Annotated in this window: 15 protein-coding genes and 1 tRNA gene; 5 read left to right on the forward strand and 11 right to left on the reverse strand. The window is 66.1% G+C overall.

The annotated features are described in order from the left end of the window. Window positions 1–427: 427 nt before the first annotated feature. The 4 genes from J5Y10_RS24385 to J5Y10_RS24400 all read right to left on the reverse strand — a co-directional run bounded on the left by J5Y10_RS24385 (window position 428) and on the right by J5Y10_RS24400 (window position 6,892). Entirely contained in the window at window positions 428–1,618 is a 1,191-nt protein-coding gene (locus J5Y10_RS24385) for a DUF1501 domain-containing protein (RefSeq protein ID WP_209376739.1), read from the reverse strand. Continuing rightward, window positions 1,615–2,868, reverse strand: coding sequence for a DUF1800 domain-containing protein (locus J5Y10_RS24390; RefSeq protein ID WP_245215057.1), 1,254 nt, complete (start codon window positions 2,866–2,868; stop codon window positions 1,615–1,617). Before J5Y10_RS24390 ends, J5Y10_RS24385 begins: the two co-directional genes overlap by 4 nt. A 467-nt stretch (window positions 2,869–3,335) precedes the next feature. Continuing rightward, complete coding sequence (locus J5Y10_RS24395) at window positions 3,336–6,056, reverse strand: glycosyltransferase (RefSeq protein ID WP_209376741.1); 2,721 nt, start codon at window positions 6,054–6,056, stop codon at window positions 3,336–3,338. Window positions 6,057–6,082: 26 nt separating this feature from the next. Beyond that, window positions 6,083–6,892 carry a hypothetical protein gene (locus J5Y10_RS24400; RefSeq protein ID WP_209376742.1) on the reverse strand — a complete coding sequence of 270 codons (810 nt, stop codon included), beginning with the start codon at window positions 6,890–6,892 and terminating at the stop codon, window positions 6,083–6,085. A gap of 831 nt (window positions 6,893–7,723) precedes the next feature. On the opposite strand from J5Y10_RS24400, the gene J5Y10_RS24405 reads away from it, so the two are divergent. After that, complete coding sequence (locus J5Y10_RS24405) at window positions 7,724–8,146, forward strand: BLUF domain-containing protein (protein WP_209376743.1); 423 nt, start codon at window positions 7,724–7,726, stop codon at window positions 8,144–8,146. A gap of 767 nt (window positions 8,147–8,913) precedes the next feature. Here the strand turns inward: J5Y10_RS24405 and J5Y10_RS24410 are convergent. The 3 genes from J5Y10_RS24410 to J5Y10_RS24420 form a co-directional block, all read right to left on the reverse strand. Then, a tRNA-Glu gene (locus J5Y10_RS24410) sits at window positions 8,914–8,989 on the reverse strand. Window positions 8,990–9,011: 22 nt separating this feature from the next. Then, window positions 9,012–9,209, reverse strand: a complete 198-nt coding sequence (locus J5Y10_RS24415; RefSeq protein ID WP_209376744.1) for a DUF2256 domain-containing protein — start codon at window positions 9,207–9,209, stop codon at window positions 9,012–9,014. A 4-nt stretch (window positions 9,210–9,213) separates the two neighbouring features. Beyond that, the gene (locus J5Y10_RS24420; protein ID WP_245215058.1) at window positions 9,214–9,504 is read right to left on the reverse strand and encodes a DUF6476 family protein; all 291 of its coding nucleotides are present in this window, start codon (window positions 9,502–9,504) and stop codon (window positions 9,214–9,216) included. Between J5Y10_RS24420 and J5Y10_RS24425 the strand changes: the two genes are divergently transcribed. Both J5Y10_RS24425 and rpoH read left to right on the forward strand, forming a co-directional pair. Continuing rightward, window positions 9,491–10,501: an RluA family pseudouridine synthase gene (locus J5Y10_RS24425; protein ID WP_280855978.1), complete on the forward strand. Its 1,011-nt coding sequence runs from the start codon at window positions 9,491–9,493 to the stop codon at window positions 10,499–10,501. The genes J5Y10_RS24420 and J5Y10_RS24425 overlap by 14 nt on opposite strands. A gap of 302 nt (window positions 10,502–10,803) precedes the next feature. Beyond that, a complete protein-coding gene (gene rpoH, locus J5Y10_RS24430; protein ID WP_209376746.1) occupies window positions 10,804–11,688 on the forward strand; it encodes an RNA polymerase sigma factor RpoH in 885 nt (294 codons plus the stop codon). A 63-nt stretch (window positions 11,689–11,751) separates the two neighbouring features. On the opposite strand, the gene J5Y10_RS24435 is transcribed toward rpoH, so the two are convergent. Together J5Y10_RS24435 and J5Y10_RS24440 are read right to left on the reverse strand one after the other, a co-directional pair. Further along, window positions 11,752–12,918, reverse strand: a complete 1,167-nt coding sequence (locus J5Y10_RS24435; protein ID WP_209376747.1) for an MFS transporter — start codon at window positions 12,916–12,918, stop codon at window positions 11,752–11,754. Between the two features lie 136 nt (window positions 12,919–13,054). Next, on the reverse strand, window positions 13,055–14,338 hold the full coding sequence (locus tag J5Y10_RS24440) for a Gfo/Idh/MocA family protein (protein WP_209376748.1): 1,284 nt from the start codon (window positions 14,336–14,338) through the stop codon (window positions 13,055–13,057). 149 nt (window positions 14,339–14,487) lie between these two features. Between J5Y10_RS24440 and J5Y10_RS24445 the strand changes: the two genes are divergently transcribed. Beyond that, the gene (locus J5Y10_RS24445) at window positions 14,488–14,997 is read left to right on the forward strand and encodes a VOC family protein (protein WP_209376749.1); all 510 of its coding nucleotides are present in this window, start codon (window positions 14,488–14,490) and stop codon (window positions 14,995–14,997) included. Window positions 14,998–15,029: 32 nt separating this feature from the next. Next, complete coding sequence (locus J5Y10_RS24450) at window positions 15,030–16,403, forward strand: deoxyribodipyrimidine photo-lyase (RefSeq protein WP_209376750.1); 1,374 nt, start codon at window positions 15,030–15,032, stop codon at window positions 16,401–16,403. A gap of 21 nt (window positions 16,404–16,424) precedes the next feature. On the opposite strand, the gene J5Y10_RS24455 is transcribed toward J5Y10_RS24450, so the two are convergent. Further along, a complete protein-coding gene (locus J5Y10_RS24455; protein WP_209376751.1) occupies window positions 16,425–17,456 on the reverse strand; it encodes an ABC transporter substrate-binding protein in 1,032 nt (343 codons plus the stop codon). A gap of 95 nt (window positions 17,457–17,551) precedes the next feature. Continuing rightward, window positions 17,552–18,217, reverse strand: coding sequence for a hypothetical protein (locus J5Y10_RS24460; RefSeq protein WP_209376752.1), 666 nt, complete (start codon window positions 18,215–18,217; stop codon window positions 17,552–17,554). Between the last annotated feature and the right edge of the window lie 62 nt (window positions 18,218–18,279).

Here is an 18,279-nt window from a genome sequence, read left to right on the forward strand (position 1 = left end):
GCCATGAAGGGCAACGTCGTCCTCGACCTCCGCAACGCATGGGACCCCGAGGCCTTCCGCGAGTGCGGCTTCCAGTACAGCTCCATCGGACGACAGTAAGAAAAGCACCAGCCAGGCCAGCGCTGAGGAGCAATGGTGAATGGGGTCTGGAGCGCCGCTCCTGAATTCGAGCGGCTCGAACCACCAACGCCGCGCGCTCGGAGCGGCAGCCGATGGAGCAGCTGGACGACGGCCAATTGCACCATCGGTTCGTGGTGCGTCGATGGATGGGCATGAGGCGCCGGTGGACCGCGGCCCCGCCCTGCGCGGCCATTCCCGATTGCCCCGTTCGCCGGATGGCCGATCCGGTGTGGCGAGCGGCTAGGTCACCAACACCTTCGCGGGTCCCATACCGAGCACGTCGAGTTCAGGAGCGTCCCTCGCCTCTTCAGGTTACGAGCAACCCACCCTTCGGCTTGATCGCCTCACTGTTCGGGAAGGCAACGGCGATCGCGGGATCAGGCAGTTGAAGGTGGCTCGACAGCAGTCCCTTCGCCACCGACCGAAGATCGAGAGTCGGCTGGAGGTCACGCTGCTCTAGTAGCTTGTCCGGGCCCAGACCCGGCCAGTCCGCCAAGACCCGCCCCCCCGACACCGCGCCGCCCAGCAGGAAAGCGGCACTGCCCGTTCCGTGGTCCGTGCCGTTGCTGCCATTCACGCGCACGGTGCGGCCGAATTCCGTCATGACCAGGACGACCGTGGTCGACCAGGCCGCTCCCAGGCTCAGACGCAGCGCGTCCAGCCCATCATCCAGCTGAGCGAGAATGGGCACCAGACGATTGGCCTGGTTCTGGTGCGTATCCCAGCCGCCGATTTCCATTGCGGCCACGCGTGGACCATCCTGGGCCGCCATGAGGCGTCCGGCGGCGCTCGCCAGCTCGGCAAAGCCGCCGCGCTGCTCGTTGCGGGGCACCACGCCGGCGGTGAAGCCGCGCGCCCGCAATCCCTCGGCCAGGGCCGGGCCGATCAAAGGGTCGGCGTGGTTCAGCTCCATCAGCTGGCTGTAGACGTCGTTCGGGGGGCGATCCGTACGAGAGGGGGTATACATCCCGACCGGCTCGGCACCGCGCAGGATCAGCGGCAGATCCGCGCCGATCGCGAAGGCCTCCCTGTTCCGCGCGTTCATCTGGGCGGGCCGGCTTGCCAGAGCCCGGTTCAGCCAGCCCGAGGCCATGCGCTGCTCCGCCCCGCTCTCCAGCATATCCTGCGCCTCGAAATGGCTGCGGGAACGAGTGGGACCGCAAACGGCATGCAGCGGCATGAGCTGACCGCTCGTGAACATGGCGTGCATCTTCGTGAGGCGTGGATGCAGCCCGAAAAAGCCGCCGAGATCGAGCAGCCCGCCTGCGGCACCCGGCTCCGGCGAGGCGAGCGACCCGCGTAGGCCAGCCAGGGCCGGATCGCCGTATGGTTGGACCGCCGAGAGGCCATCCAGCGCACCGCGCAGCAGAACAACGACGAAGCGCTGCCCCCCACCCGGCCCTGCGGCGAAAGCCAGGCGGGAATTGCCGAACACCGCTGCCGTCGCGAGGCCGAGCAGGAAGCCGCGCCGGCCGATCCCGGGAGAGTGGTGCCTCATCGCCGCTGGAACTCCGGGCTGCCGAGAAGGAAGGTGAGCGCCTCGCGATTGGAGCCTGCGCGCAACACGGCTTCACGCGTCGATGCGGAGGCGAGCGGGCCGAGAGTGACGTCGAGCGCCTGCCGCGCATCAGTCCGGGAGAAGCGGCCGGCCAGGTCGTAGGCCCAGTCCAGGCGGAGCAGCAGGCCCTCGGGGCTCGCCCAGCCCTCGGCCTTATCCGGCCAGCCGTTCGGACCGACGGCATTCCAGACGCCCTGCCCCAGCGCCTGAGAGGTGTCCGAGGCCGTTTTGGCCGCCTCGGCACCGGCGCCGAGCGCCCGCAGCCACGCGATCGAAATATCCAGCGGGGAGCGCAGCTTGGACAGGGAGCGATCCCACGCCTCAGGCAGGGCCACCAACTCTCGAGTAACGGCGCCGAGATCGCCGCCCGTCGCTCGCAGCAGCCTCGCCAGGCGGTCCACGACAGGCGTCGGCGGCTCATCAGCGACAAAATGCCGCGCGAGCTTCAGCGCGACGTGACGCTGGGTGGAGGGATGGTTCGCCAGCCACTCGAATGCGGCGTCGATTGAGGCCGCGCCTTCTACAAACGTCTTCCCGAGAATGGTGCGGGTGCCCGGCTCGTGACGGGCCGCCCGGAAGATGGTGCCGCGCGGTTCCTGCCTCGTTTGGACCGTGAGGCCGGTGAGCAGGCGCGCGAATTCGGTCACGTCCGCCTGGGTGTAGCCCGCCGCGGGGGTGAGAGTGTGCAGTTCCAGGATTTCACGCGCTAGGTTCTCGTTCAGCCCAACCTTGCGGCTGAGGCCGACGGGACTGTTCGGCCCCACGGATGCGGCCTGGTTGAGATAGGCCAGCATGGCGGGATGAAGGACCGCGGCACGCAAGAGATCGACGAACCGGCCCGTGACATGCGGCCGAATAGCAGTCCGAACGTAATCTCCCGCCAGCACGGCCACCGTGCGGCCACCACGCAGGCTGATCGTGAAGTGGTTTGCCCAGAATGCGACCAGACGCTCCCGGAACGGGGTGGGGGTGACGATCAGGCGGGCGAGATAGGCCAGCACTTCCGCATCGGGGATCTGCCGCCTGGGGAGGGACGGTGCTTCACCAGGAACGGAGGGACCGCCCGAGGTCGAAAGGATTGCGAGCAAACCGTCCAGCTTGGGCTCGGCTTCCGACCCTTTCAGCGGTTGTGGCGGGTCCGGCGGAGCGTCAAGCTGGGCTAGCAGCCAGTCTCGTGTGCTTCCCGCCATCTCAAAATCGGGACGAGCGCCGAGTCCAAATCGGATTGCTGCGATGTGACTTGGCGACGACATGTCTCACAACCTAACCCAGTGGGCAGATCCCGAGAACAGCGGCGTTGTTTCGTAATGCATCAAGGTGCCACTTCCCGAAAAGGGGGATCGGCCCGCCCGAGCCGGTGAAGGCTGAAGGTTGACCCGTCCCTTGTCGGCGAATTTGGCCGAATTGCCGCCGGGAGGGTCCGCTTTCCTCGCCCATCAGCGCAATTCACCGCCGTGATTCTGAGTTTCGTGCGCGCCGTCTTCATCAAGGGCAGTTAGGTGCCGACTGGCTTCTGGCCCGCGCCATCCTGGCGCTGCAGAAACAGCCGGTACCAATCTGATTTACGTATGCGATCTCGGACGGAAATCCTTGGGAAGCGGTAAACCTAGCACGAGCTGACCGACCCGCCGGCACCACTTACCGGCGGCGGTTGCCCTTAAGATTTTCGAACAGCCCAATCCTGCGCATTGTGAACCCCCGCATCCGCCAAGCGCGACATGTGCAGCTCGTAGCTGAAGTTGCTGCTGACATAATTCAGGGCTCGGTTCACTTGCGCTGCATAGGCTTCATCATTGGCGTGCAGCGCCTTCGCAAGACCGACGACTTCTTCCGGTTCCGCATAGATCGCCGCGTCCTGGAACAAGGGCCTGTAAACCGGGGGCAGGATGACAGGCACACCGACCGCCATTGCCTCGATGATCGACCGACCGAAGGACTCGATCCAGTCTGGGTGGGTGAAATAAACGAAGACATCGACCTCCGCGAGGAATGCGCGCGGGGAGCGCGCCCCGAAGTCATAGACCGTCCAGTTCTGAGGGACGTGGCCAATGAGGGACGCCGGTGTCGAAGCGCCGCCGAGTACGTGAACCTCCACATCGTCGCTCTCGGGATAGGTCAGCAAGACCAATTCCCGGGTATTCGGCCACTTGACCATATTGTCCCGCGAATGCCGCCCGATCCGGAGGCGATCCTTCGCACTCCGCGTCCTCGGTCCACGGAACCAGCCACCGAAGTCGATGATGTTGTACCAATCATCCGGTGAGAGTTTGATGTGGTCCAATTCGTGACTGTGATGGTCGTTCAAAGCGTCCCGAACGAGTGGACCGATCGGGTACCATTCCGCGTCCTTGCCGAAAAAGCGCCGGCAGTTCTCCGCGGCTTCACGCATCGTGAACCGAACATCTCCCTCTCCGGAGTAATCGCTAAGAGGGGTTTGGTTGACGATCACGTTCACCTTGGAAGCATTCACCTTCGGCAGGAATCGTTGAAAGTGCTGCAACACCGGTGGATAGCGAACAATCAGGAGATCACAGGACGCTTCCTCACCATAGACCAGGCAGTTCAGTTCGCTGACATCCATCTTTTCCCGGAAGACGTTGAGGAAGTTCCTTCTCGGGTCGATATCGTAGCGGAACATCTGCATGATCGCGGTATTCAGGCCAAACTTATTCTGACAGAGGAGCTCTTCGATGCTCGAACGTGTGCTGCCACCCGTCATACGGAAATCCGAGGCGATGATGACGTCGAAATGCCTCGGCTTCAAAGGAAGCTTTCTTTGCGGCAGCATTGGATAGGGTGCCGGGAACGACCGCTTAGAGTGATCCTTCCCATATCGGAGCTTCTGTGGATCCTCGTGCACCGAAGTGTAGGAATCCAGATACGCGTACCTGGCTCCGAAATGCGCTCCTTCAATGCCGAAGAATTCGTTGGCCACGATACTGGATGACGATATGCGCTGAAACGAGAGAGGGCCCGTTTTCATCATTCCAAGGCCGGTCTTGGGTGCCAGGGTCTGGATGCGCTTCAGCATCTCGGTGTCCGCCCCGAAGCGGACAGTATCCCAGTATCCCAGCTTGTCCCTGACCGCAGCGGCCCGGAACATGAGGGAGGACGTGTTGAGCGTCGTCAGATCGCCATTCTGATTCGGGCGCTCAAAAATCAGGTCCACCGTTGCCCTTGCCTGCTTGGAGGTGCACGCAAGCATGGCTTCATTCGCCAGGAGAAATTCGGCCTGGGTTCGCAGCTTGATCGGGTGGGACCAATCATCGGCATCATGGATGGTGGCAATGGCGCCACTGGCCTCGTCCAATCCCCGGTTGCGTGCGACATAGGCGCCGCCGTTCTTTTCCATTTTGATGAGGCGAACGCGATCGTCGCTTTTCGCGATTCTCCGAACGACCGCGCGTGTCTGGTCGGTACTGCAATCGTCAATGACGAGGATTTCGAGCTTGCGCCAACTCTGCAGGAGCAGTGAACGCAGCGTTGTCGGAATAGTACGCTCGGCATTGTACGCGGCGATGATGACGGAGATAAGTGGCTCGGACTCATCATTTCCCGAAGCGGTACTTGTGCCGGTCAACTGATCGTACAGCTCCGTGGAAAGCGACTCATCAAGCCTGACCGGCGGTATGCCGGTCTCCTCCAGGGCAGTGTTGATGAGGGCGAGACGCTCTCCGTTGTCCGTTGCAAAATTGGCTTGCGCCAGGAGGAAATCGGTGTTGTTCGCGGTCGCCCGCCTCTCCGGGCGGAGAGCTATTCCGTCCGATTTGTGGTTCAGTCCGTGAAGGCACAGGCTCTGCAGCGTGAGGGCCTGGGTGAATTCAACATCGTCCTGGGCTGTCGAAAGGCAAACCTCAGATAGCCGGTAGGCCTGCTCAAAATCGGAAGGAGAGCGTCTTCTGTAATGCCAGAGTAGCAGCGTCTTGGCCGCCAGGAAGCGCTCGACCGGCTGGATGCTCTGAGAAAGTTTTGTCAACTCGTCGATTGGCAGGTCTACGAACCCGCAGGGGTACATTTTCAGCGCGATCTGGGATACCCTCTGGCGCGCCCTCTCCCTGCGCTGCTGAAGGTCTTCCAGACATTGAAGCCGGCCTTCGTTCTTTCCATGCAAGATATAGTGGATAAGAGGATTCAGGCCGGAATCCCGGACGTCCGGGTATCTGTCAAGATAGAAGTTTGTATCAAATCCGTTCCGAGGGCGCCGGCCCATCCTCGCACCGTAAAGAAGGTAATGCTCGAACGGGTCCATTCCCGCGAGCTGGACGTCCGGGTACTCGGCCAGATACCACTTGGGATGCATCTGCTTTGATTTCTTGATAACACTAACTTCAGCCTCCAGAGACAGAGGTTTCGACTTTTTGAAATCGTCAACTCCCATCGATTATCTCCTCTGTCTGGCTCGTGTCAGCGCTGAATGCGGAGCAGCGGAAAGACCTTTGCAATCTCACTCAGCTCGACTTTCTCGGCAGTCTCCTCAATCCGTTCCTCAGAAAACTGGGCTTCGAACCGTAGCGGCCGGCTCGGGTCGAACACGCCGTCGTCTCCGAGGAAGCTCAGGTTGGAGCCGTGATTCTTGATATAGACGACGTGCGGTTCCCGGGACTTCTGCCAGGCTCCGCCGAACCGCTCGATAAGCTTCTGCCAGAGCTTATGGCTCATCGGGACCTTTGAAAGACCGTCCCCGTCCAGGTTGGTTCCACCCTTGCCATTCGCGCCGAAAAAGAGAGCGCAGGCACTGCCGCAGAACTGATCGAACCGCTCCCGCAGATAGATTTCCTGCGTCTTCTCGTTGAACACGTAGCCTACGCGGAAAATGATGGATGTGTTCCCCTTTGACCTGATGTGGGACACGATCGAGTTGCTCACGACGTCGTCGGCATCCAGCACGAAGAGGTGGCAGCTGCCGTCCTTCGAGGCGTGCTCCACCAGGGCGCCCATCTTTCGATGCTTGTCCTGACGCCGCTCCATCTTGCTCGCGTCGTTCGCGGGCGGCGGGGTATCGGATTGCAGAAAGGTGACTTTCTCGAGCAGATTGTCGGAAGAAAGCTTTAGTTCCGGAACCTCATGGCAAGCGATCACCACCCTGACATCAGCATCCTCATTCAACAGGCAGCTTTCAACGGTCCTGCTTACCAGGGAGCATGTCAGTTCCCAGTTCGGGCTCACTTGTTTGGAAAGCAGCGGTATGCCGAAGTAAAATGCAGAGCCGGACATCAAAGCCTCCTCACGATCCGCCATGCTTCAGAAACCCCCGATAGGTGGGAGCAAGGTATGGCCGCGCGTGACGTTAGGTGATCGCCGTATCACATTTTGATCTTACCGCAAACGGCGGTTCCGAGCATGCGGGGCGGCCTGAACTGAGCCTGCTGCGCATGGCTTGCCGGCCGATCGGACGCTTTGCCGGTTTTCACCTCGGGCCAGCACCGCTCCTCAGACCGCAAGCGGCATTCGGACATGTCATGACCGTGACTGGCGGCGTGGCGGGGCACCGCTTCCCGGGGTGGGTTGCCACTGACTTGGCCGCGGCGGCAACCGACCGATACGGCCTGGCTCGCAGGACCTGCTTGTGGGGCCGACGAGCCTCATAGGCTGGCGCAGGACGCGGCGAACTGGGCACGCGACGCGAGGCGCCGAAGCAGCGCGTGACCGAGTCTGAATGGGGAGAACTGGCAGCCAGCGCCAGCCACCGTCGTTAGGCTGCGCCTTTCGGTTTTCAGAAGTTCGGAGAGGCGGCCGATCCGAGTACCCTCTCGGCAACAGCGAACGGCACACGGGGGGAGCTCGACGTGCACGCGTTCGATAGATTGCCGTTTGCGCTGACAGTCGGTCTTCTTGCCTCCTCCCATGAGTTAAGGCTCAAGCCGGCCATGCCCGATGTATCTGATGCGGATACAAAGGTCCTGCTCGCATCAGGGAAGTCACGAAAATTGCGCGTTGCCCGCTGGGCATCAACGATTACCCGTTGTTTAATTGTTTGCACAACGACGGGACGCTCGGGACCGCAGGCCGAGCCAAGGAGTTAGCTTGTCTGCCCAAGAACCACGCTTGTTTCGACTCATTTACAAAAGTACATCCAACATTGCTACGGCAGGGCACCCGTTCAACGAGGACATCCTGAGCATCCTCGAACATTCCCGGACACTGAACCCGGTCTACGGAGTGACTGGCGCCCTGATGGCGAGTAACAGCCAGTTCGCCCAGGTTCTCGAAGGGGAACGGGAGGCCTTGCGCGTCCTGTACGGCAGAATCGCCTGCGATCCGAGGCACCGCTTCTGCACCCTCCTGCAGTTTGAGCCGGTGAATGCCCGCACCTTCGGCGATTGGTCCATGGCGTTCGTGGACGAAGAGCGTCAGCGGCGCATTCCGTTGTCGGCAAGGCCGCCGGGATCCGATCTGACCCAACCCTCCGTTTCCGCCTCAGGCATCCTGTCGCTGCTGCAGTTTCTGGCGCGGGAGGGCGAGCCTTAGCTGCTCACTCCGCCTTCAGCATTGAATCGGCAGGGGACCCATGAGCGCGTGAAGGCCAAGTCCTGCCATGGCTAGGCTTGCCGCCCCCCTGCAAAGCCAAGCGCCCCGAGGTGATAAGATGCCCGGGGCGCCTGTGGCTCATGCTAGCCGGTCCGCGCCGCCACTATCGGAACTACCATCCGACGATCTGGCCTAGGATTTCGCCCGGCCCCTGGCGGCTCTCATCCCGGTATGCATCGCGGCGGCCCTGCTCATAGGCTCTGCGCCTCTCGTAGTCAGCATGCCGGCCACGATCATGGTCGCCACGGCGATCGCGTTCCCGGCGATCCCGCTCCGACCATCTCCGCTCCTCACGGTTCTCGTGACGCCCACGGCGCCCGTTACCACTCTCGTCTTTCCACGGGTCTGCCAGGGCAAGTCGCTGGCGCCAGCACCACCGTTGCCAGTCCGCCCATCAGAAACAGTCGGCTCAGGTTCAGTCCATGGATGAGGAATGGTTCAGTCGTACCCGGCCGGAGAATAACCCGGGGCCTGGCCAACCGACCGAAAACCAGAGGGGCAGGCTGAAAACGACGGTCTGATCGTCTTTTGAGGTCCGATACGGCGCTGCGAGCCATTCATTAGAATGGGGGATGCTGAAGCCTGAACCAACCACGACAGCACTGCTTTTCAGCAGCAGCATTCGCCAGCGTTCGGAACTGAGTGTGAGGGGGATTGTGGGGTGCTGGTCCGCACTGACCATACAACCCTGCAAAACCAACGCCGGATGGCGTCCCCAAGGGGATTCGAACCCCTGTTACCGCCGTGAGAGGGCGGTGTCCTAGGCCTCTAGACGATGGGGACATTGGCCGTCGGGAGGCGCCTTCTATCCGCGATGCGCAGGGCGGGCAAGCCGGTCGGGGACGGATTTTTCGCTCTTTTTTTCCTCAGTCCGCCGTGCCCGCCGGCAGGCATCGGAGCAGTGCCGCACGGCTTCCCAGTCCCGCGCCCACTTCTTCCGCCAGGTGAAGGGCCGGCCGCAGGTGGCGCAAGGCTTCTCCGGCAGGTGCGGCTTGCGGTGCACCGCCTCACTCCCCGACGCGGATCTCGCCCAGCACCGTGCCCCCGCGCGTGTCCAGGATCACCAGCCGCTCCCCGTCCGGCCTCTGCACCCACACCGCCAGCCGGCCTTCCGCGCCGGGCGCGATGCCGGCAATCCGGGTCCCAGGAGGCTGGCGGAGCGAAAGATCGGCGGCGGCGGCCGCCGGCGCGGCAGGAACGGCCTTGCCGGCGCGCTGCACGATCATCACAACCAGCGTCACGGTGCCGCCGATGATCAGCACCCCCATGACAGCGACGAGAATCTTGAGCGCGCGCAACGACACCTCCGATGATGGACCCGGCGAGAACGGGCCAGGGATCCTCTCCTTCACCGCCACCGCCGAACAGGCGGGGGATCGGCTGGACAGGGCCTTCGCCGGCATGGGCGGTCTCTCCCGCTCCCGCGTCAAGGCGCTGATGGAGAGCGGGCACGCGGCGCGGGACGGGGCGGTGACACGCGACCCCTCGGAATCGGTGCGGCCTGGTGCGGTCTACTCCCTGACCGTGCCGCCGCCCGATGCCGCCACACCTCTGCCCCAGGCCATGGACCTGACGATCCTCTACGAGGATCGGGACCTGATCGTGCTCGACAAGCCGGCGGGGCTGGTGGTCCACCCCGCACCGGGCAACCCCGACGGCACGTTGGTGAACGCCATCCTCGCCCATGCCGGGGAGGAACTGTCCGGCATCGGGGGGGAGAAGCGGCCGGGAATCGTCCACCGGCTGGACAAGGACACAAGCGGGGTGATGGTGGTGGCCAAGTCCGAGGTCGCCCATCACGCTCTTTCCACCGCCTTCGCGGAGCGGGACCTGGACCGGAGCTATCTGGCCCTGGCCTGGGGCGTCCCCTCCCCCGCCTCCGGCAGCGTGGAAGCCGCCGTCGGGCGCCACCCGGCGGATCGCAAGCGGATGGCCGTGGTGACCCGCGGGGGCAAGCATGCCCTGACCCACTACGTGACGGAGCGGGCCTGGGGCACGGCCTGCGCCCTGGTCCGCTGCAAGCTGGCGACCGGGCGCACCCACCAGATCCGCGTGCACCTGGCGCATATCGGCCACCCGCTGGTGGGCGATCCGGTCTACTGCCGGCGCGTCCCGGCCGTGTCGCGGAGCCTCGCGGAGGAGGCGCGTGAGGCCCTGATGGCCTTCCCCCGGCAGGCCCTGCATGCCCAATCCCTGGGCTTCCGGCATCCCGTGACGGGGGTGCCCCTGTCCTTCTCCTCCCCGCTTCCCCCGGACATGGCCGCGCTGGTGGCGGCCCTGGACACAGCTGCGTGACCCCCGGGCTTAACCTGACCTGGACGGTCTAGTTTAGCTTGCGAACAGGGCGGGAATAGATTACAAGCTCGTCAGCTTCAGCTGGCCGGGTGCCGCGTCAGGGCACCGTAAGGAAGTCGGCCCACTCTCGCTTCGCGTCCGCAAAATCGGACGGAAAACATCGGGGGTGGCGGGCGTTCTTCAGGGCTCAAGGGCCCGGTGCGCGGAAGAGAGGTACGGATGTTCCGTGCCGACGACTTTGCCGTCCGCGCGCCCGCCGCTTCCCGGGGGCTGCCCGGCCGGTTTAGGAGGCAATTGCTTCTATGGCTTCCACTGCGATGATCCCGATTGCCCCCGAGGGCAACCTCTCCCGCTACCTGCAGGAGATCCGTAAGTTCCCAATGCTCGCTCCCGAGGAGGAGCTGAACCTCGCCAAGCGCTGGCGCGATAGCCAGGACGAGGGCGCGGCGCACAAGCTCGTCACCTCGCACCTCCGCCTCGTTGCGAAGATCGCCATGGGCTACCGCGGCTACGGCCTGCCGGTGGGTGAGCTGATCTCCGAGGGCAATGTCGGCATGATGCAGGCGGTGAAGCGGTTCGATCCGGACCGCGGCTTCCGTCTGGCCACCTACGCCATGTGGTGGATCCGCGCCGCGATCCAGGAGTACATCCTGCACTCCTGGTCGCTGGTGAAGATGGGCACCACGGCCGCGCAGAAGAAGCTGTTCTTCAATCTGCGCCGCCTGAAGGGCCAGATGGCCGCCCTCGAGGAGGGCGACCTGAAGCCGGAGCAGGTGGAGAAGATCGCCCGCGTGCTCCAGGTGCCGGAGCAGGACGTGGTCTCCATGAACCGCCGCCTGGCCAGCCCGGACAACAGCCTGAACGCGCCCATCCGCTCCGACAGTGAGGGCGAGTGGCAGGACTGGCTGGTGGACGATAGCGAGAGCCAGGAGGAGGAGCTCGCCGACCGGGAGGACATGACCAACCGGCGCGACCTGCTCAACTCCGCGCTGCAGTCGCTCAACGACCGGGAGCGCCACATCCTGATCGAGCGGCGGCTGAAGGACGAGCCGACGACGCTGGAGGAACTCTCCCAACAGTACAACATCTCGCGCGAGCGGGTGCGCCAGATCGAGGTGCGCGCCTTCGAGAAGCTGCAGAAGAACATGAAGCGGCAGATCGTCGAGCGCCGGCTCGCGGTGGACTGAGAGGCGGCATCAAGGCCGGAGCGAGAAGGGGCGGCGGAGTGATCCGCCGCCCCTTCTGCTTGCTTACGCCGTGCTCTGCGGCCTCCGGCGGATCAGGAGGAGCGGTCCGATCAGGCAGCCGATCGCCCCCGCCAGGAATACGGCGGGGTAGCCGCCGATCCCCACGATCAGCCCCGCCAGAGGGCCTGCAAGGCCGACGGCAATGTCGAGGAACGCGCTGAAGCTGGCGATGGCGAGGCCCCGGCTGGCCTCCGGCACGCGCCGCACCACCTCCACGCCGAGGGCGGGGTAGATGAGCGAGAAGCCAGCGCCGGTGAGGGTGGCGCCCAAGAGGGCCATCGTCACGTTCGGCGCGGTCCAGAGCAGCGCCTGGCCGAAGGCCTCCACCACCAGCGAGACGATCGCCACCTTCGCCCCGCCAACCCGGTCCGGCATGTGGGACAGGAAGGCGCGGACGGCGATGAAGCCGATCCCGAAGCCGGTGAGGGTGAGCCCCGCCCCTTCCCAGCCACGGCTGGCGAAGTAGAGGGCGACGAAGCTGGCGAGCACGGCCTGGGGGGCAATGCCCAGGCAGAGCGCGAGCCCCTCCCTCCAGACCAGCCCGATCATCCCGATGAAGGAGGTGCGCCCGCCGCGCGCGACAGGAGCGATGGCCGGCCGGGAGAGCGCGATGGCAAGCCCGGCCAAGGGCAGGGCGGCAGTGACCAGGGCGACGGCAACGAAGCCGCCCTGCGCCATGAAGAAGAGCCCGATCGGCGCCCCGAGGCCGATCGCCACGAACATGGCGATGCCTTGCCAGGTCATCACCACCCCCGTGCGCCGCGGGCCGAGGGTGAGGATGCCCCAGGTCATGGCGCCCGTGAGGAAAAGGCTCTCCGCAGGCCCCATGATCAGCCGCCCGATGATGAGGACGGCGAGTGAGACCTGCGGATCGGCGATGAGGGTTGAGGCGAGGTAGGTAAGGCCCGAGAGGACGGCCAGCGGCAGCCCCGCCAGCGCGCCCCAGCGCGGGCCGCGCCGGTCGATCATGGAACCCGCCCATTGGCGGGTGAGGATGGTGGCAAGGGACTGGATCCCCGCCACCCAGCCGGCGGTGACGAGGCTGAAGCCCAGCTCGTTGTGGACGCGAAGGGAGAAGACGGGCAGCGGCAGTGCTATGGCCAGGAAGCCGGTCAGCACGATGGCCACGAAGGGCCAGAGCCGCCACGCGGGGACAGATTCGGAATTCATGCGCGATGCGCCTCGTTCAGGGCCGTTAGCGGCCCGGGGGCGCGTTGGATGACGCTAACGCTTGCGGCCGGCACAGGCAGCGCCGGGCGGCGATTTCTGCCCGCCCGGCGCGCGCGTCGTCAAGGCGTCAGCCCCCTCACCCGGCCTGGACCGGCTCCGGCCCGCGGGTGGGGCCGGGGGGCTTCGGCAGGTCCACCGGGCGGCCTTCAGCGGCGGAGCGGTATATGGCAGCCATCAGCGCCTGGTCATGCGCGCCCTCCTCACCGGGAGTGTGGGGCTGGCGGTTCTCCTTCAGGCATTGCGCGAAGTGGTCCAGCTCCAGCGCGAACTGGTTTTTCGGCTCGATGCGCTTCTGCTCCCGCACGGCCACCCCGCCTTCCCGGCGGGACACGTACATCTGCTGGCCGTGATAGGAGAAGGCGTCCGGCATCTCCACCGTCCCCTTCTCGAAGTGCAGGGTCATGCTCTTGTCGTTGAAGCTGTCGTAGGAGGCGAGGCAGTTCGCGATCACGCCAGAGGGGAAGCGCAGCATGAAGGAGACGCTCTCCTCGATCTCCTTCCAGCGCGCGTCGACGGGCGGGGAATAGATGCGCGCGAAGACGTCGTTCGGCTCCTCTCCCGTGATGTAGCGCGTCGCGTTGAGGCAGTAGAGGCCGATATCCGGCAGCGCGCCGCCACCGGCCAGCGCATGGCTGAAGCGCCACTGGTCCACCGTGCCGGAGGATTGCACGTTCACCGCCTCGATGGAGCGCAGCTTGCCCAGTTCCCCGCTGCGGGCGATGCGGATGGCCTCGCGGTTGAAGGGCTCGTACTGGCAGCGATAGGCGATCATCAGCCTGACCCGCGCCCGTGCGCAGGCCGCCACCATCGCGGCCGCGTCCTCCGGCGAGGTGGCCATGGGCTTCTCGCAGAGCACGTGCTTGCCGATCCCGGCGCATCGCTCCACGTACTCGCGGTGCAGGGCATTGGGCAGGCCGATATAGACGGCCTGCACCGCCGGGTTGTCCCGCAGCTTCTCCAGGTCCTGGTAGGAATGGACGGCGCTCTCGGGGATGCCGTAGCGGCGGGCCACGGCGCGGCCCTTCTCCGGGCTGCCCGTCACCAGCGCCACGGGGCGGGCCATCTTCGCCTCGCCAAAAGCCGGCAGCGTCTCCTCCACGCTGATGCGGCCGAGGCCGATGATCGCGTATCCCACGCGCTCGCCGGGCGGCAGCGGGTTCGGGGTCGGCGCCGGGGGTGGCTCCGCCTCGCCGCGCCAGTTGGGAAAGCGCACGCGGCCGTCCTGCACGCCGCCGAGATCGGTCTCCGTCGCCGGCGGGTAGCCCGGCGCGCCGGCGGCGCCCAGGGCAAGGCCGGCGGCGGTCAGCCCGCCCGCGCGCAACAGGCCGCGGCGGCTCGCGCCTTCGGAATCCTGGGCCATGTCATTCTCCGGCTCTGTCGGGGTCGCCCGTGAAAACGCCCGCCGGCAGGGGCCGTTGCCCATTGGCCGCGTCCATGCCGCCCATTCCCGATGACGATTGGGCGCGCGGGGCCGAAGGGACCAGATTGGCGGGGACAAGGATACTCCCCATGCCCGACACCAACGCCGCCCCGCTGCAACAGCCCGCCATCGCGCCCGCCGGGCTGCGGATCGGACACACGCATCTGAAGGTCTCGAATCTAGAGCGCGGCCTGGCTTTCTGGCGCGACGTGATCGGGCTGGAGGAAACCGCCCGCTACCCCGGCGCGGTCTTCCTCTCAGCTGGCGGCTACCACCACCACATCGCGATCAACACCTGGGAAAGCGAGAACGGCCCGCCCCCACCCCCCGGCACAACGGGGTTGTTCCACGTCGCGCTGCTCTACCCGGACCGCACCTCCCTCGCCCGGGCAGTGAAGGCGGTGCTGGCGGCGGGGATCAGGCTGGATGGCGCTTCGGACCACGGCGTGTCGGAGGCGATCTACCTGCGCGACCCCGATGGGAACGGCGTAGAACTCTACGTGGACCGGCCGGAGGCGGAGTGGCCGCGCAACCCGGACGGATCCTTGGCCATGTTCACACGGCGGCTAGACCTGCCGGGGCTGCTGGCGGCGGGCTGACAAAGCGGCGCCCGGCCCTACATGGCCGGGCAATGATCCAGACCAGCCGCATCGAAACGATCAAGGACGCGCCGGAGAACCCGGCCGGCCGCTACGTCCTCTACTGGATGGGCCTGTCCCAGCGCGCTCGCTTCAATCCCGCGCTGGAGCACGCGGTGGACCTGGCGAATGAGCGCGGCCTGCCCGTGCTCGTCTGCTACGGCATCGCCGAGGACATCCCGGAGACGACGGCCCGCCACTGGGCCTTTCTGCTGGAGGGATTGGCGGAGGTAGGCCCCGCGCTGCAAAAGCGGGGGATCGGCTTCGTGGCGCGCCGCAGCCCGCCGGTGGAGACGGCGCTGGAGTTCGCGGGAGATGCGGCCCTGGTCGTTTGCGACCGGAGCGAGATGCGCCCCGTCCTCGCCATTCAGGCACAGTTCACGGCGCGTGCGCCCTGCCGCGTGGTGCGGGTGGAGGGCGACGTGGTGGTGCCCGTGGGCACCGCATCCCCCAAGCACGAGATCGGGGCGCGCACGCTGCGGCCGCGCATCGGGCGGCTGCTGCCGGAATACCTGGTGCCAATGGAGGAGCGGCGGGTGCGGCGGAAGATCGAGGCGGTGCCGGAGAGCACGCTGGACCTCTCCGACATTCCCCGGCTCGTCGGGCAGTTGAGGACCGACCAGTCGGTGCGCCCGGTGCGCCGCTTTCGCGGCGGCACGGCGGAGGCGGAACGGCGGTTGAAGGCCTATCTGTCCGGCCCCTTCGGCGACTACGGCACCAACCGCGGGCGGCCGGAGGCGGGCGCGGCCTCCCATATGAGCCCCTATCTCCATTTCGGGCAGATCTCGCCGGTGGCGATCGGACTGGCCGTGCGGGAATCGCCCGTGGGCGAGGCGGAGGACCGGCAATCCTATCTGGAGGAGCTGGTCGTCCGGCGGGAGCTGGCGATGAACCACCTGCGCTACGAGCCGCGCTACGACAGCTACGAGGCCGCCCCGGCCTGGGCGCGCAAGACCCTGGACGCGCACCGCACCGACCCCCGCCCCTTCCTCTACACGCGGGAGCAGTTCGAGCAGGGGCTGACGCATGACCGCTACTGGAACGCGGCCATGAAGGAGATGCGGGAGACGGGTTACATGCACAACCATATGCGCATGTACTGGGGGAAGAAGATCCTGGAATGGTCCGCCTCCCCGGAGGAGGCCTTCGAGACGACGCTGCGGATGAATAACCGCTTCTTCATCGACGGGCGGGACGCGAATTCCTTCACCAACGTCACCTGGCTCTTCGGCCTGCACGACCGGCCCTGGGGACCGCGCCCGGTCTACGGCAACGTGCGGTCCATGGGCGCCGCGACGCTGAAGAAGTTCGACGCGGACGCCTATCTGCGAACCGTCGATGAGCTGGCCGCGGCGGAGGCGGGCTGAGGGCCCGCCCCCTTCCCTGCCTCAGAGCATCCGCAGGTTCTTCGGCGGCAGGAACTCGTCGGTGAAGGCCTGCTCCGGTGTCGGACGGGTGGGCAGCTTGAAGGTGTCGACCGTGGCGTCGATCTGCCGCCGCAGCCGCGCCGCTTCCACGTAGGACAGGCCGTTCTGGCGCACCGGATCGGAGAGCAGCATCTGGTCGAAGGCGAGCTTCTGCCGCTCCGCCTCGATGGCCACGTCCGTCAGCGCCTCCCGCGCCTTCAGGGCGGCAATCGCCTCGTTCGGGTTCCTGTAGGCCCAGACCATGCCCTCGGTCAGCGCGCCCACGGCGGCGCGGATCGCCTCCGGCTTCTCGCGCAGCACCGCGCGGGTGGTGACGAGGCCGGAGCCGTAGAAGTCCAGCCCTGCATCCCGATAGTAGAAGATGCGCTGCTGCGGCAGATCCATGCCCAGCGCCTTCAGCGAGAGCGCGGTGGAGGTGACGAAGCCCGTGATGCCATCGGCCCGCTTCTGCACGAGCATGGGCTCCCGCAGTTCCGGCGAGACACTCATCCAGTTGATGGAGGCGAGGTCGATGCCGATCGCCTGCGCGAAGACGGGGAAGATCTGCCGGCCGCCGTCGAATTCCGGCGCGGCGAGCGTCTTGCCGGCGAGCTGCTTCGGCTCCTTGATCGGCCCGTCCATCCGCACCGTGGCGGACAGGGGGGAGCGGTCATAGAGCACGGCGATGCAGACGAGGTTGCGGTCCGGGTTCTCCGCCATGAAGCGGAGCTGCGGCGTCAGGTCGCCGAAGCCGAGCTCATAGGTGCCTGCGGCGATGTCGATCGGCACGCGGCCGGAGCCGTAGCCGCGATTGATCGGCATCTCCAGGTTGTACTTGCGGAAGAGGCCGTTCCGCTCAGCCGCCACGGCGAAGGAGTAGCCGCCGTGGATCGTCCAATCGAGCGTGAACTTCAGCCGGTGCGGCGCCTGCGCGAGGGAGAGGCGCGGGGCCGCAAGCAGCCCCGCCCCCAGCCCCGCCATGCCCAGTGCCCGGCGGCCGATCGGTCCCGTCATGCCCTGCTCCCCCTCACGATGGGCGCTTCCGCCCGATCGTGTTGGGATCGCAAGAACCGGGCCGCGTGTCCGGCGGTCCCGGTCAGCCCCCTCTTTCAGCCCCGGTCGGGGAAGGTCACGTCGCTGACGCTGCAGAGGTCCACGCCGTGCACCTCCTCGGCGGAGCGGTTCTCGTACTCCACGCGGACATCGTAGTTGCACTCGCCGGCGGGCAGGCGGATGGCGAAGCGGCCGCCGGGAGCCACGGTGGCGTTGCCCAGCCGGTCCTCGCCCCAATTGCTGTCGGAGGCCGGGGAGGCGCGCAGGACCGAGATCGTCTTGTTGGTGCGGTTCACCAGGTTGAAGGAGGGATTGCCGGAGCGCCCGGGCTGGGCCGCGCCGCCGCGCTTGCCATCGGCCCCGCGCTGGCCCTGCCCCTGGCCGGCTTGGCCGAAGACCACCTCGTTCGTGCGGCAGGTATCCACGCCGCGACGCTCCTCGGAGCGCCCGCCCTCGTAGACCACGCGGATGTCGTTGGTGCACTGGCCCGCGGGCAGGCGCACGGCGAAGGTGCCGCCGTTCTGCAGCACGTCATTCCCCAGCAGGTCGCGGCCCCAGGTGCTCTGCTGGGCAGAGGACGCGTAGGCCTGCTCGATCGTCTGGCCGGAACGGTTCACGAGGTTGAAGCTCGGGTTGCCCTGCCCCTGTGCGAGGGCCTGACCGGAAAGGCCGGCGATGAAGGCGAGGGCCAGGGCGCCCTGGCGGGAAGTCGGCAACCGCATCACGTCTGTTGTTCCTCCGCTGGATTCGGAGGCGGAGATTGGCCGTGACGACGCATCTGCAA

The sequence above is a fragment of the Roseomonas indoligenes genome, from assembly GCF_017813365.1.
Classification (GTDB): domain Bacteria; phylum Pseudomonadota; class Alphaproteobacteria; order Acetobacterales; family Acetobacteraceae; genus Roseomonas; species Roseomonas indoligenes.